This is a genomic window from Rickettsiales bacterium Ac37b (assembly GCA_000746585.2).
GTDB lineage: Bacteria > Pseudomonadota > Alphaproteobacteria > Rickettsiales > Arcanibacteraceae > Ac37b.
In genome coordinates, this window is record CP009217.2 from 713,991 (window position 1) to 727,096 (window position 13,106).

Sequence of the window (13,106 nt, forward strand, 5' to 3'; positions counted from 1 at the left end):
AAATATCCATGAGGCTAGAAATATCAAAGTTAGGGCCTATTTTAGTATTTAGTCTATCTATAGTAAATTAAGCCCTAAAATTTATTAGCATATAAAATGATCTGTGGTCAAGTCAAGCTCCTGGGTACCGTAAACATCAATAGAATTTTTTGTATTTTCTATTGTAATACGCCAGAATGTCCCTTCATAACCTTCTCTGTGATTTTTATAGGTATTTGTCATATCTTGTATATGAAGTAAAGAACAAGGATTTTCTTTATTGATTTGATAATAAAGTAAAAAATTTATTTTATCATTTTTATCATTAAAGTAATAAATGGAAAAAAAATTATAAACATCTTCTCCTTTACAGCTATTTTCAATATGATTAAGATTTAAGGGAATATGATATAAGTTCATAACTTTATCATAACCAGCTACAGCGTCAGCTCCTACAAAATTTAGGTAATTACTTATACATTTCTCATCTTTTATAACAACAGATATTTCTTCAGATTCAGTTAATTGTGTACTGGTATGATTTAAATAATGTTTATAGCCATTTAACTCTCTATCTTGAAGCCATTTTGGTAATTCTTCTATTTTCATAATATCCCTATTAGTATATTAATACATAAAATATTATTTATAGAATTTTTCTGTTAAAAAAGTGTTTATTGTATCTTATTTTATTTATAGCTTATTTAATATAATATTTATCGTGCAACTTACTATAATTTTTTCAGCTTCCTTAGCAGATAGGAATGATGAGCGAAACCTAGTTTTTGTTAGGTTAGCGGAGAAGAACGCATATGCTAATTCAAATCAAGAAAACTACAGTAAAACAGCCCACAATTAGAGAAGCAATAACAGTAACAATCAAATCGGTCAATTACTATATAAAAATTAAATGCTTTAACTATATAGCTGCAAAGCACGCATATTGAATGCTAACACCATTTTTTCTGCTGCTTTTTGAAACATTCCACTAATGAAATGATTCAGAATTGACGATGTAAAACCAAAATCTAAATCAAAATATACCATACTTCCTGTATCTATTGGTATAAATTGCCATTTATTATATAAATGAGTAAAGGGACCTTCTACCAACTCTACACTAATCATAGCTGATAAATCATCTAACTTTGGAGCTTTATAAGATACCTTAGACGTATATTTACCAGAAAAAATTTTAAATTTTATCATTAAATCTGCATAAATTACATTATTATCTTGAGATAATATTTTAGCACCAGCACACCATGGTAAAAACTCTGGATATTTCTCTATATCTACAACTAAATCAAACAACTGCTTAGTAGTATATTTAGAGTTAATCTTTGTCTTATGGATAGGCATATACTTAATTTGCTTTATTAACTTTTAAGAATTCCATACGTGCTTTTTTCAACTTTTCAAAATCTTCACCTGCATGATATGAAGAACGTGTTAAAGGAGAAGAAGAAACCATTAGAAAACCCTTAACCTTAGCCATACGACCGTATAATTCGAATTCTCCTGGAGTAACATAACGGGCTATTTCTGCATGCTTAGGAGTTGGTTGTAGATATTGCCCTATAGTCAGAAAATCAACTTGAGCAGCCCTTAAATCATCCATTACCTGTAAGATCTCTGATTGTTCTTCACCGAGTCCTACCATTAATCCTGATTTAGTAAAAATAGTTGGATCAAGTTCCTTTACCTTATTTAATAAATATAAAGAATTAAAATAACGTGACCCTGGACGTATAGAAGTATACAAAGATGGAACAGTTTCAATATTATGATTAAATACATCTGGCTTAGCGCGTACTATTGTATCAATCGCTCCCTCTTTTCGTAAAAAATCGGGAGTTAATATCTCTATTGTGGTACTTGGAGACATTAATCTAATATTATCTATACATTCTACAAAATGTGAAGCCCCTCCATCAGGCAAATCATCCCTATCTACAGAAGTAATAACTACGTGAGCTAAGCCTAATCTTTGTACTGCTTCTGCTACTCTTTGTGGTTCATGAGGATCTAATAAATCGGGAATGCCTGTCTCAACATTACAAAAACGACAAGCTCTTGTACATACAGACCCTAAAATCATCATAGTAGCATGTTTCTTTGACCAACACTCCCCTATATTCGGACATGCAGCTTCTTCACATACTGTATTTAACTTTAAACCATCTACTAATGCCTTGGTATTTTGATATCCTTGTGATACAGGAGCTTTAACTCTAATCCATCCAGGCCATTCTAATTTAGTTTTATTAAAATCATATATATTATTTTTATTTTTGCCCATTCTATAATTATGAATTAAATTTCTTTTTAGATGTATAAGTAGCTAATATATCCTGTAATTTTAAGTTTTGTATAGTATTATTATCGTGATTGTCCATATTTTTTTCTAACACACATAAAAAAGCCTCCCCATAAGGCTTGATATTAACTATATACCACCCTTTTTCTAATTCATTGCTAATTTCTGCAAAATCTTTTTTACTGCCATCAAAAGACATCATTTTTTTTGTAATACGTCTAGTCACTTTTTCTGCTCCTAACAAATTTTAGAAAATCTAAATATTATAAACCTAACTCACATCCCTTATTTTCTAGGTACTTAGTAAGATGCCTATATAATGGGTTTATTTATATTAACAATTTATATAAATAACATATTATTAACACTATAATTATATATTAATAGTATACTTGATATATAACATAACTATTTTTCATGACAACTAAATATTATACTATTCTTATAAATATAATTTTGTTATATTAAATGTTAACATACGTTAATTGAAATCCTATACAAAAGTTAAATAATTTATGTCCCTACATTTACTGAAAACAAATTCATTCACCAACTCCAATACTACATTTCCTTTGATTTCCAAATTTTTTAAAAAATCACATTCACACCATTCATGGCTTATTTATGGAAATCAAGGGATAGGTAAAGCTTCTTCAATATATAAACTTATTAACGAATTATTAAGTAACACTGCTAATACCGTTTATGGTGAGAAGGATTATTACCACCCTGACTTATTAGTCATTGATAAACTACCAGAGAAAAAAGAAATTTCTGTTGATTCCATACGTAAAATAAACAATTTTTTATCTTTAACTCCTTTACAATCTCAATTTCGTATAGTGTTGATTGATAATTGTAATTACTTAAATACTAACGCAGCGAATGCATTACTAAAAATTCTTGAAGAACCTCCTAAAAATTCCTTAATTTTCCTTATTAGCCATGCAATAGGGCAACTTCCTTTTACAATAACATCTCGTTGTATAAAGTTACATATACACAACCCAACTTATACTAGTTCTATACAGATATTATTGTCTTTATTAGAAGATATCAACGAAAATTATGCTAAAAAATTGATAACTCTGAGTTGTACGTCTATTGGCTTAGCTATAGAATTGCACAATAACAATGCCCTAGATGATTATCAAGAATTTATTGGATTACTAAATAACATACGCGATATTTCTATTAAACAAATATGGAAATGGCTTGATAATGTTGAAGATTGGAAATATATTTCTATGTTTTGCCATCATTTTACTGCTAAACTACTTAAAACTGCTTCCAATCTTGAAAACTTATATTATATTAATGACGAAGAACGTAAGCTTATTTATTCTTTATGTTCCAAATGTGATATCTCAATATTAATAGAATTATATGAATCTATACAGTATTTACTGAAGGAGTGTACTATAGCTAATTTGGAGCATAAACAAGTGATCTTAGCAATTTTCAATAAATTTAGAAATATAACTTTATTGAATGACCAACCTATTTGAAGCACTCGTAGCTCAGCTGGATAGAGCATTGCCCTCCGAAGGCAAAGGTCGGACGTTCAAATCGTCTCGAGTGCACCATATTTGCTGTAGGTAAATATAAGAAATATGACGATACGACCCTCTTTATAACACAACCCTGTAAGTATTATTAAAAACTATATACCTAGCCTTTTATACAAGACTAGGTATAGTTTTTGATTCCTATTCAAGATCATAGATAAAATTGGACGAACCAACAAAATCTATTACATATTTTGCTATAGGATTATTATGCGCATTTAAGGTAATTGCAAGATTACCCATCTTTGCGCCTGTTTCAAGGTAATGAACTTTAAACGCTAAATATTCTAATGAATCATCAAAATATCCCTGCATAGGTTTAATTATCTTAGATTCATTTATACCATAGAGCAAATTGTTACACTGCTTTATGATTAAGTGCAAATTATCTGTATAACTATTTGACATAATTTCAAGCTTAGATATATCTAGTTGTGTATAGTCTTTACCAGAATCTTTTACCAAAATAATGGTATCTTCACGTAATTCATTTATTTGATTCATACATTTAGATATATCAGATCCTTGATATTCTATAGCTTCTCCAGGTGTTGGTTTTGCTTCAGGCTTCTCGATTACTGGCTTTTCTTCTAATTCCACAGCTGGTGCTGGTTTCTCTTCCGCTTTCTCTGTAACTGGTTTTGCTTCAGGCTTCTCTATTACTGGCTTTTCTTCTAATTCCACAGCTGGTGCTGGTTTCTCTTCCGCTTTCTCTGTAACTGGTTTTGCTTCAGGTTTCTCTATTACTGGCTTTTCTTCTAATTCCACAGCTGGTGCTGGTTTCTCTTCCACCTTCTCTGTAACTGGTTTTTCTTCAGGCTTCTCTATTACTGGCTTTTCTTCTAATTCCACAGCTGGTGCTGGTTTCTCTTCCACCTTCTCTGTAACTGGTTTTTCCTCACCTTCTCCAGTTACTGGTTCTTTTTCTTCTTCACTTGGTATCGGCCTTGCTTCCTCTTCATCTCTTATGAATTCTTGATCTATTTTGCTCTCTAAAGCCCTAAAATCTGGTATAAAATTTGTACTATCTATTAACGATATAAGCCGATCTGAGAAATCTATTTTCTCTTGTTTTAACGTCATCAATAAATTCGCCATATTTAAAGCAGACGTCAGAAAACGAATTTGAAATGCTAAATATTCTATTTGCAAATTGATCTTTGATTTCAGAATATGATATTGATAATTCTTTATACTGATCATAAACACTTTTACATTCTTTTATTTGATTTTGTACAGAAACATAATTGCTCTGTATATCTTTGAAAGTAGGGCTTTCAGTACTCTTAGTATCTATTTTTTGTACAATCTCAACTATATTATCTCTTATATTATTTACCTTATCCATACATTGTGCAAACACAGAAGGGCCTGTGCCTTCGTTTGCGTTAGCTACGCTAATCTTCCTATCTACCATAATAATACCTTTAATTAAGATTAAATAATTAACCTAGTAGAGAATATATTAAATATATATTGAATACTTAATAATTGTCTCTTATGTATGTTGTATGTGTAAATAGATTTATTTTTTGTAACGTTAATATTTTAAAAAAATTAATATCACTAAAAAACACGTTGCATAATTGTTCAACGTACAAAATAAATTACTATGATTTTATGCTAAATGTTTTATTACAGGAGGATTTTGGTAAATGGTATAAGAATTAATTATATAGAATCATATGCCAAGCGTGAAAACGCTTGGCATAAATAATAACATTAAACTGCAGCTTTCTTTTTCTGAGCAGGAGCAACGATACATTCTTTAAAGTTTTCTGAAACAGTTTGACCTAGTAAGTCAAATAATTCCATTGTTGATTTTGTAGCCATTTCAGTAAGCTCTTTAGCGTTATTGATCGTAGACTCAAATGCTGCTCTCACAAAATCAGCTTGCTTTGATAATGTATGCTCATGATTAGGAGAAACTACTACATCCTTTATTAAATGAAATAATTCTGCTGCATTTTCCTGCGTAATCTCTGCATTACGACGCATAAGTGAATGTGCATTTTCTGTGAATAATTTATTTACCTGGGAAAGAGTTTCAGTGTTACGCTTTTGTATAGAAGCAAAACTATTCATGTCTATAGGACTTACTTTATTAGGATTAAAGTTAGACCATTCACTAAAATTTTTAAACGCTTCTGAAAAAGGATTATGCTGGTTATTAGTATTGTTATGAGCCATTTTCCTTGCCTCTCTGGTAAAATTTAGTTATTTAAATAATATAAAGAAATACTTATATTATGCATTTCTCCAAGCTATTTATAAATATTAACATAGATTTTTGTGCATTGCAACATATTTATTTAAGTTGATATTTTTTATTATTTAATGAAATTTTTATCTAAAATTTCTCCCACTAAATAAAGAGATCCACATACCACAATATATCCTGGGATTCTACTCTTTTCTTTAATAAAGTCTAATACTGATTCAATAGATAAACTTTGATAAGAATCGAAATCCATTTTTTTAGCTATATTAGCTATATAATCTGCATTATATGATGATTGTTCATTTTCAATTAATACGCCACAAACTAATTTCACCTTTCCTATAAAATATTTCAAAAAATTTTCAACATTTCTTCCTTTAGTCATTCCTATTAGTAAAAATACTTCCTTATCCTGTTTTGTCTCAAGCCATAAGGATAGAGCATTAGCGCCTGAATCATTATGAGCACCATCTAACCATATTTCCCATCCCACAGGTAGCATTTTAGTCAACTTACCTGCCGTTAGTAATTGTAATCTACCTGGCCAATAAGCAGTAGTTAAGCCAGAAACAATATGTTCCTCATTAATTAACAATGATTTTAATGATAATAATGTTGCTATAGCGTTAGATGCATTAATAAATTGATGCTCTCCCGGTAAACTTAATATAGGCAATTTTATATTATGCTCTTTAGAAACGTAATAAAAATTATTTTCTTTATTCTCAATGATAAAATCATATTCATAAGCTATCAATGGAACAGAGCGCATCACCGAAAGCTTGACATAAAATTCTTCAACTTCAGGTAACTGTTGACTTAATATACATGGTATATTTTCTTTCATAATACCTGCCTTTTCGTAGGCTATCTTTTGCAAACTATCTCCGAGTAAATCAGTGTGATCTAAAGAAATAGTGGTAATTACCGTAGCTAAAGGTTGATCAAACACGTTAGTTGCATCTAATCTTCCACCAAGACCCACCTCTACTAAGGTAACATCTGCGGGTACACGTGAAAAGGCTAGAAGCGCGGCTACTGTGGTCCCTTCAAAGAACGTTACTTTGGCATTTATGGATTCAGCAGCAATTCTGGTCTCTTCAAGCACTTCCCACAAAAAATTATCATCTATTTCATTTCCAGCTAATTTTATACGTTCATTAAACTTTACTAGATGTGGTGAAGTATAACAATGTACTTTATAGCCAGCTGATTCTAAGATCGCTTTCATAAAAGCAACCGTAGATCCCTTTCCATTAGTTCCTGTGACGTGTATTACAGGAGGTATATGTTTTTCTGGATTACCAAGAGCAGCTAACAACTTTGTAACTCTTTCAAGACCCAAATCTATAGGCTTATACCATAAAGGCACTGGCCAATGCGGCATTCTTACCATTTATTTACCACTATCTACTCTCATCAAATTAAGCATGCATAAGTTTGAACGATTGCTCACAATGTTTTTTTATTTTATCTGTTAATAACATAGTATTATTTCCTACATCTAATATCTCACGTGCAGCAATAGGAATGATGCGCTTAGTATGACCTGCACACTTTATAAATAGATCTTCTATTATCGCTCCTTGATACCCTATTCCAGGCATCAATATTAATGATGATTTAAGTATGGATAATAATTTTTCTATATTAGTTAAAGTTGCACCTACAACTGCACCTATAGGACCTAACCCATGATTTAGATAATTTTGATTAAAATTATCACTCTTCATCGCCAAATACTCCGCTATATTAGTACGGGTTGTATAATATTCAGTTAATGCGTCTTGTATTATTGCACCCTCTGGATTTGAAGATTTAATTACCAGAAATATTCCTGAAGAAACTTTATGCGCATATTCAAATGTAGAAAGCAATGCATCAAATCCTAAATAAGCAGTAAAGGTCATAGCGTCAAATTTATATATGCTATTTTCTCCTAAATATGCTTCAGCATAAGCGAGGCTTGTAGAGTTAATATCTCCTCTTTTTGCATCCAATAAAACTAATGTATCTTCTGCATGAAACTTTTCAACTAATTCTCTTAAAATCTGCATGCCTTCTGGGCCAAATCTTTCAAAATAAGCAGCTTGGGGCTTTACAATTGCAAGATTATTACCAGCAGCTTTAACAATTGTATCGCACATGGCTCTTAAACCATCTACATTATCCTTAAGCCCCCACTTTAATAATAAATTCGAAGTTGGATCTATACCTAAACAAAAAGGCCCTCGGTACTTAGCTATATTCAGAAATTTTTCAGTAAAACATCTAGATAACATTTTAGGCCATATTATTTAGTAAATAATTAGAGATTAGAAATATAAGTAATTTATTTCATCACATAAGTCAATTAAGATTACCTCACCTTTAACCTTTTAAAGTCTTAGACTTTTTGTTATAATGAATGGTCAAATTGATAAATATATTTGTAAAATTATGAAAGTATTATTGACAATTTACAAGCAATATTATATTGGTGCTTATTGAATACAAAATAATAATTATTATGGGCTGTCTAATGTTTGCAATAATAAAATCAGGTGGAAAACAATACAAAGTTGAAAAAAACAGTATGTTAGAAGTCGAAAAGTTATCTGGTAATCCAGGAGCTTTAGTTGAATTTAAGGAAGTATTATTAATAGGAGAACAAAACCGCCCTATTATAGTAGGACGTCCTTTGGTTGAAGGTGCATCAGTTACAGCTGAAATACTAAAACAAGCGCGTAGTTCAAAAATTATTATCTTTAAGAAAAAACGTCGTCAAAACTATCGTCGCAAAAACGGTCATCGTCAACATATGACACACCTATTAATTAAAGATATTAAGAAAATATAGGAGGGCAATATGGCTCATAAAAAAGCTGGTGGTAGCTCGAGAAATGGTCGTGATTCCGCAGGTCGTAGATTAGGAGTGAAAAAATCAAGTAGTCAATTAGTTATGGCAGGGAACATCATTATTCGTCAGCGTGGTACAAAATTCTACCCTGGTATGAATGTTGGTATGGGTAAAGACCATACTTTATTTGCTAAAATTAATGGTAAAGTATACTTCAAGCGTAAAGCAAATGATAAAATTTATATTCATGTTGAAGAAGTAGTAAATTCTTAAATCGTTCTTAATTTACTATATTCTCTTGATTTGAATTAGCTATGCGTCACTCTTCGCTAACCTAACAAAAAGTAGGCGAGCCAAGAGTAACAACGTCCCGTATTCAAATCAATTTACTATATATTGTAGTTTAATCAAATAAATGAGTAGCAACTGCTATCGCTCTTTTATTAGCCCATACATTATGTACTCTTAAATAATGTATATTTTGCAAACTTAAATAGGCTGATACCATACAAGTCTCAATATCACGATCGAATGCCTTAGCATTTGTAATAGAGCTAAAAAATGATTTACGTGAATGTCCTATTAATATTTCTAGTCCTAATTGAAAAAATTCTTTAATATTTTTAATCAATAATAAAGATTGTTTGCTTGTTTTACCAAAACCTATACCAGGGTCGAAAATAATTTGTTCTTTTTTAATTCCTTGGGCTATTAATTGTTCTATCTTTTTTTGCGCCCATTGCATAACTAGAGATACCGCATCTTCATTTTCGGGTAATGTAATTCCTTGCCTAACTGGAACACCCAAATTATGGTTAAGCACTACTTTTACTCTATTATCTGCAATCAATTGTTGCATGGCTTGAGTATTACATCCTGATACGTCATTAATCCAATCAATGTTATAGTTTAAAGCTAACGCAGCAGTTTCAGGATGGTAAGTATCTACACTTAGTAACACTTTACTATTGTGAAATTGTGATTTAAACAATTTTAAAACTGGTTCTAATTTTAACCATTCTTCTTGATAAGTTAAAGCTGTAGCTCCAGGACGCGTAGATTCCGCACCTATATCAATAATATCAACTCCTTCTAAAATTAACTCTTCTATGCGCCTAATGGCTGAATCTATATTTACGTATTTTCCCCCATCGGAAAAGGAATCATGTGTAATGTTTAATATACCTACTAACTTAATGCGATGATTTTGTTCTAACATCAATCTTACCTTCTGTACCATTTAATAATCTAGTAATATTACTACGATGCTTAATAATAACTATAGATGACACAAATAATATAGTGATAAAGGAGCCATCGTTAGGTAAAAACATTAATGTTACCACCGGTAATAAGGCAAATGCTATAATAGCTGATAAAGAAGAAATACGTGTAGCACAAAATGTTATTAACCAAGCAATTATTCCAATTATACCTAAAATATAATTATAGGCTAAAAAAGAAGCTAATGCTGTTGCAACTCCTTTTCCACCTTTCCCCTTCAACCACACTGGAAATATATGCCCTACAATTACAGCAATCATCGATAATTTTAAAATAACATCATCAGCAATGAGTCTTTTTACTAATATAACCACAATTATACCCTTTAACATATCTAAAGATAATGTAATTAAACCCAAAGTTTTACCTGCAACCCTTAAAACATTTGTGGCCCCTATATTACCGGAGCCATGAGACCTAATATCCTTAATTCCCACTAATTTAGCTATTACTAATCCAAAAGGTATAGAGCCTATTAAATAAGACATTATCAAAGTAAAAACGTATAATACATTTAAATTCAATACTTGTTCAGTTAAGTGTCTCATTCTTTTTCTTTTGCTTTAATTGATTTCTATAATGGCTTACATTACGATTATGCTCTAATAAACTTTCTGTAAATTTATGACCATTAGTAAGTGGATCTAGTACAAAAAATAATTCTTTGCTATCTAAAGGTGCAAGCACTGCTTCAAGCGCATCTTTACCAGGATTAGATATAGCTGTAGGTGGCAAACCATAATTAATATATGTATTAAATTCTGATATTATCTTTAAATCATCCCTGGTTAATGCACGTCCTAAATATCCTTTCTTATCTGTTATAATATAAATAATCGTAGGATCAGCCTGAAGTTTTATTCCTTGATTTAAACGATTTATAAATACCGCTGCTATTCTTCTTTGCTCACTTTTGAGTGATGTTTCTTTTTCTATAATAGAGGCAAGTATTACCATATCCTCTTTATTTTTGATTAGTAATTTATTATTTAAATCACGATTCTCCCATAATTCATCAACAAGTTTAGACATTTTATGCTGCATATTATTTATAATAGCTTGCTTTTTTTCTCCATAGTGGAAAAAATAGGTACTTGGAAAAAGAGAACCTTCCTTAATATTATCAACTATTTTACCAAATAATAAAGGCTCTTCATTCAAAATCTCTATAACGCGTTTAGCAGTTATTCCTTCAGGAAAAGTAATACTATGTACTACATATTTACCATTTATAATCTTTTCTAAGATTTGCTTTGGTGTTATAGCAGCATTAAAAGCATACTCACCTGCCTTTAATTTATGGAAATGACCTACCACCCTTGCTGTTAACTGAAATATTAGCGGGTATTTAATTACTCCTTCACTATATAATTGCTTTGTAATATGACTAATTGAACTACCAGGAGCAATAATCAAAATCTTCTCCGTTGATAATGGCCCCTCTTTATTAACATAAATATATCCAATACCAATAACTATCCCTATAATAAAGATTGCTATAGTGAATAATGCAAAAATCCTTTTACATAATCTATAGCAATTAGCTAACATATTACAGCTTTTTAAACACTAAACTAGCGTTTGTTCCCCCAAAACCGAAAGAATTCGACATCACTGCTTTCAATTTTTTTTCTTTCGCAATATTAGGAACCAAATCTATCTTACAATTTTCAGGAGGATTTTCTAAATTAATGGTAGGAGGCATAGTATTATCACTCATTGCAAGCAAGGAAAATATAGCTTCTACACTTCCTGCAGCTCCAAGTAAATGACCTATACATGATTTAGTTGAAGACATAGATAATTTATTAGCTTCCTCGCCGAAAATTCTCTCTACTGTAGCCAACTCTATTTCATCTCCTATAGGGGTAGATGTACCATGAGCATTCACATAACCTATATCAGATAATGATAAACCTGACTTCTCAATTGCTCTTTTCATAGCTTTATAAGCACCACGTCCTTCAGGATGAGGAGCTGTAATATGATAAGCATCTCCACTAAGGCCATACCCAACTACCTCTCCGTAAATCTTTGCACCACGTTTTTTTGCATGCTCATATTCTTCCAGAACAAGAACACCGGATCCCTCGCCCATAACAAACCCGTCTCTATCCTTATCCCATGGTCTAGAAGCTTTGGTTGGATTATCATTAAAGTTTGTAGATAGCGCACGCGCTGCTGCAAAGCCAGCGACACCTATCATACATATAGCACCCTCTGTACCACCAGCAACCATAGCATCAGCTTCACCTAAGGCAATTAATTGAGCTGCATCTCCTATAGCATGAGCACCCGTTGAGCAAGCAGTCACTACTGAGTGATTAGGACCCATAAGACCATATTTTATAGAAACATGACCAGATACTAAATTTATTAAACTAGCTGGAATAAAAAAAGGACTAAGCTTTCTAGCACCTTTTTCATGTACCATAATTGAATTTTCTTCAATGAAAGGTAACCCACCTATACCCGAGCCAATCATTACCCCTATATTTTCATGTTCGCCACTATCTGCTTGGACCAACCCTGAATCTTCTATAGCTTGAGTAGCAGCACATATACCATATAAAACAAAACGATCTATTCTTCGTTGATCTTTTGCAGATACTACTAGCTCTGTATCTATTCCTCCTCTCTCATCTTTAGTTGGTACCTGACCAGCCACTCTACATGATAATGACGATGCATCAAATCTGTCAATTTCTCGAATGCCTGATTCTCCCTGTAATAGCCTTTGCCATACAACCGGAACACCATAACCTAAAGGCGTTACTAAACCTATACCTGTTACTACGACTCGTCTCATATCTTTACTCTCTATTAACTATGATTCTTAAATAAATATACATTATTTTCTAACCCAAAACTATTAATTGAGAATGTGTAGACCAT

Annotated in this window: 16 protein-coding genes and 1 tRNA gene; 4 read left to right on the top strand and 13 right to left on the bottom strand. The window is 31.4% G+C overall.

Annotation, left to right across the window (positions count from 1 at the left end):
- Positions 1–84: 84 nt before the first annotated feature.
- The 4 genes from NOVO_03545 to NOVO_03560 all read right to left on the bottom strand — a co-directional run bounded on the left by NOVO_03545 (position 85) and on the right by NOVO_03560 (position 2,525).
- Positions 85–588, bottom strand: coding sequence for a hypothetical protein (locus NOVO_03545; protein ID AIL65096.1), 504 nt, complete (start codon positions 586–588; stop codon positions 85–87).
- Between the two features lie 306 nt (positions 589–894).
- Positions 895–1,341 carry an Oligoketide cyclase/lipid transport protein gene (locus NOVO_03550; GenBank protein AIL65097.1) on the bottom strand — a complete coding sequence of 149 codons (447 nt, stop codon included), beginning with the start codon at positions 1,339–1,341 and terminating at the stop codon, positions 895–897.
- A gap of 4 nt (positions 1,342–1,345) precedes the next feature.
- Complete coding sequence (gene lipA / locus NOVO_03555; protein AIL65098.1) at positions 1,346–2,281, bottom strand: Lipoyl synthase; 936 nt, start codon at positions 2,279–2,281, stop codon at positions 1,346–1,348.
- Between the two features lie 7 nt (positions 2,282–2,288).
- Positions 2,289–2,525, bottom strand: coding sequence for a hypothetical protein (locus NOVO_03560; GenBank protein AIL65099.1), 237 nt, complete (start codon positions 2,523–2,525; stop codon positions 2,289–2,291).
- 289 nt (positions 2,526–2,814) lie between these two features.
- On the opposite strand from NOVO_03560, the gene dnaX_1 reads away from it, so the two are divergent.
- Together dnaX_1 and NOVO_03570 are read left to right on the top strand one after the other, a co-directional pair.
- Entirely contained in the window at positions 2,815–3,807 is a 993-nt protein-coding gene (gene dnaX_1, locus NOVO_03565) for a DNA polymerase III subunit tau (protein ID AIL65100.1), read from the top strand.
- A 1-nt stretch (position 3,808) separates the two neighbouring features.
- Positions 3,809–3,885: transfer RNA gene (locus NOVO_03570), tRNA-Arg, on the top strand.
- A gap of 123 nt (positions 3,886–4,008) precedes the next feature.
- On the opposite strand, the gene NOVO_03575 is transcribed toward NOVO_03570, so the two are convergent.
- From NOVO_03575 to NOVO_03595, 5 genes are all read right to left on the bottom strand, one after another.
- Entirely contained in the window at positions 4,009–4,950 is a 942-nt protein-coding gene (locus tag NOVO_03575; protein AIL65101.1) for a hypothetical protein, read from the bottom strand.
- Complete coding sequence (locus NOVO_03580) at positions 4,892–5,284, bottom strand: hypothetical protein (protein ID AIL65102.1); 393 nt, start codon at positions 5,282–5,284, stop codon at positions 4,892–4,894. The genes NOVO_03575 and NOVO_03580 overlap by 59 nt, the downstream gene beginning before the upstream one ends.
- Before the next feature lie 305 nt (positions 5,285–5,589).
- Entirely contained in the window at positions 5,590–6,057 is a 468-nt protein-coding gene (locus NOVO_03585) for a phasin family protein (protein ID AIL65103.1), read from the bottom strand.
- Positions 6,058–6,197: 140 nt separating this feature from the next.
- Entirely contained in the window at positions 6,198–7,484 is a 1,287-nt protein-coding gene (folC, locus tag NOVO_03590) for a Bifunctional protein folC (protein AIL65104.1), read from the bottom strand.
- A gap of 28 nt (positions 7,485–7,512) precedes the next feature.
- A complete protein-coding gene (locus NOVO_03595) occupies positions 7,513–8,370 on the bottom strand; it encodes an orotidine 5'-phosphate decarboxylase (protein AIL65105.1) in 858 nt (285 codons plus the stop codon).
- A gap of 239 nt (positions 8,371–8,609) precedes the next feature.
- Between NOVO_03595 and rplU the strand changes: the two genes are divergently transcribed.
- The gene (gene rplU, locus NOVO_03600; GenBank protein AIL65106.1) at positions 8,610–8,927 is read left to right on the top strand and encodes a 50S ribosomal protein L21; all 318 of its coding nucleotides are present in this window, start codon (positions 8,610–8,612) and stop codon (positions 8,925–8,927) included.
- A 9-nt stretch (positions 8,928–8,936) separates the two neighbouring features.
- Positions 8,937–9,200: a Ribosomal protein L27 gene (rpmA, locus tag NOVO_03605; GenBank protein AIL65107.1), complete on the top strand. Its 264-nt coding sequence runs from the start codon at positions 8,937–8,939 to the stop codon at positions 9,198–9,200.
- A gap of 130 nt (positions 9,201–9,330) precedes the next feature.
- On the opposite strand, the gene folP is transcribed toward rpmA, so the two are convergent.
- The 4 genes from folP to fabF are packed head-to-tail and all read right to left on the bottom strand — an operon-like array spanning position 9,331 to position 13,020.
- The gene (gene folP, locus NOVO_03610) at positions 9,331–10,146 is read right to left on the bottom strand and encodes a Dihydropteroate synthase (protein AIL65108.1); all 816 of its coding nucleotides are present in this window, start codon (positions 10,144–10,146) and stop codon (positions 9,331–9,333) included.
- A complete protein-coding gene (gene plsY, locus NOVO_03615; GenBank protein AIL65109.1) occupies positions 10,121–10,759 on the bottom strand; it encodes a G3P acyltransferase in 639 nt (212 codons plus the stop codon). The genes folP and plsY overlap by 26 nt, the downstream gene beginning before the upstream one ends.
- Positions 10,743–11,762, bottom strand: coding sequence for an aminodeoxychorismate lyase (yceG, locus tag NOVO_03620; GenBank protein ID AIL65110.1), 1,020 nt, complete (start codon positions 11,760–11,762; stop codon positions 10,743–10,745). Before yceG ends, plsY begins: the two co-directional genes overlap by 17 nt.
- A 1-nt stretch (position 11,763) precedes the next feature.
- Positions 11,764–13,020, bottom strand: a complete 1,257-nt coding sequence (fabF, locus tag NOVO_03625) for a 3-oxoacyl-[acyl-carrier-protein] synthase 2 (GenBank protein ID AIL65111.1) — start codon at positions 13,018–13,020, stop codon at positions 11,764–11,766.
- Between the last annotated feature and the right edge of the window lie 86 nt (positions 13,021–13,106).

What these genes read in the sequence shown, in the direction of transcription:
- folC (AIL65104.1), bottom strand. Translation starts at nt 7,484, where the DNA reads ATGGTAAGAATGCCGCATTGGCCAGTGCCTTTATGGTATAAGCCTATA.
- NOVO_03575 (AIL65101.1), bottom strand. Translation starts at nt 4,950, where the DNA reads ATGACGTTAAAACAAGAGAAAATAGATTTCTCAGATCGGCTTATATCG.
- dnaX_1 (AIL65100.1), top strand. Translation starts at nt 2,815, where the DNA reads ATGTCCCTACATTTACTGAAAACAAATTCATTCACCAACTCCAATACT.
- folP (AIL65108.1), bottom strand. Translation starts at nt 10,146, where the DNA reads ATGTTAGAACAAAATCATCGCATTAAGTTAGTAGGTATATTAAACATT.
- NOVO_03550 (AIL65097.1), bottom strand. Translation starts at nt 1,341, where the DNA reads ATGCCTATCCATAAGACAAAGATTAACTCTAAATATACTACTAAGCAG.
- yceG (AIL65110.1), bottom strand. Translation starts at nt 11,762, where the DNA reads ATGTTAGCTAATTGCTATAGATTATGTAAAAGGATTTTTGCATTATTC.
- plsY (AIL65109.1), bottom strand. Translation starts at nt 10,759, where the DNA reads ATGAGACACTTAACTGAACAAGTATTGAATTTAAATGTATTATACGTT.
- fabF (AIL65111.1), bottom strand. Translation starts at nt 13,020, where the DNA reads ATGAGACGAGTCGTAGTAACAGGTATAGGTTTAGTAACGCCTTTAGGT.
- lipA (AIL65098.1), bottom strand. Translation starts at nt 2,281, where the DNA reads ATGGGCAAAAATAAAAATAATATATATGATTTTAATAAAACTAAATTA.
- rplU (AIL65106.1), top strand. Translation starts at nt 8,610, where the DNA reads ATGTTTGCAATAATAAAATCAGGTGGAAAACAATACAAAGTTGAAAAA.
- NOVO_03580 (AIL65102.1), bottom strand. Translation starts at nt 5,284, where the DNA reads ATGGTAGATAGGAAGATTAGCGTAGCTAACGCAAACGAAGGCACAGGC.
- rpmA (AIL65107.1), top strand. Translation starts at nt 8,937, where the DNA reads ATGGCTCATAAAAAAGCTGGTGGTAGCTCGAGAAATGGTCGTGATTCC.
- NOVO_03585 (AIL65103.1), bottom strand. Translation starts at nt 6,057, where the DNA reads ATGGCTCATAACAATACTAATAACCAGCATAATCCTTTTTCAGAAGCG.
- NOVO_03545 (AIL65096.1), bottom strand. Translation starts at nt 588, where the DNA reads ATGAAAATAGAAGAATTACCAAAATGGCTTCAAGATAGAGAGTTAAAT.
- NOVO_03595 (AIL65105.1), bottom strand. Translation starts at nt 8,370, where the DNA reads ATGTTATCTAGATGTTTTACTGAAAAATTTCTGAATATAGCTAAGTAC.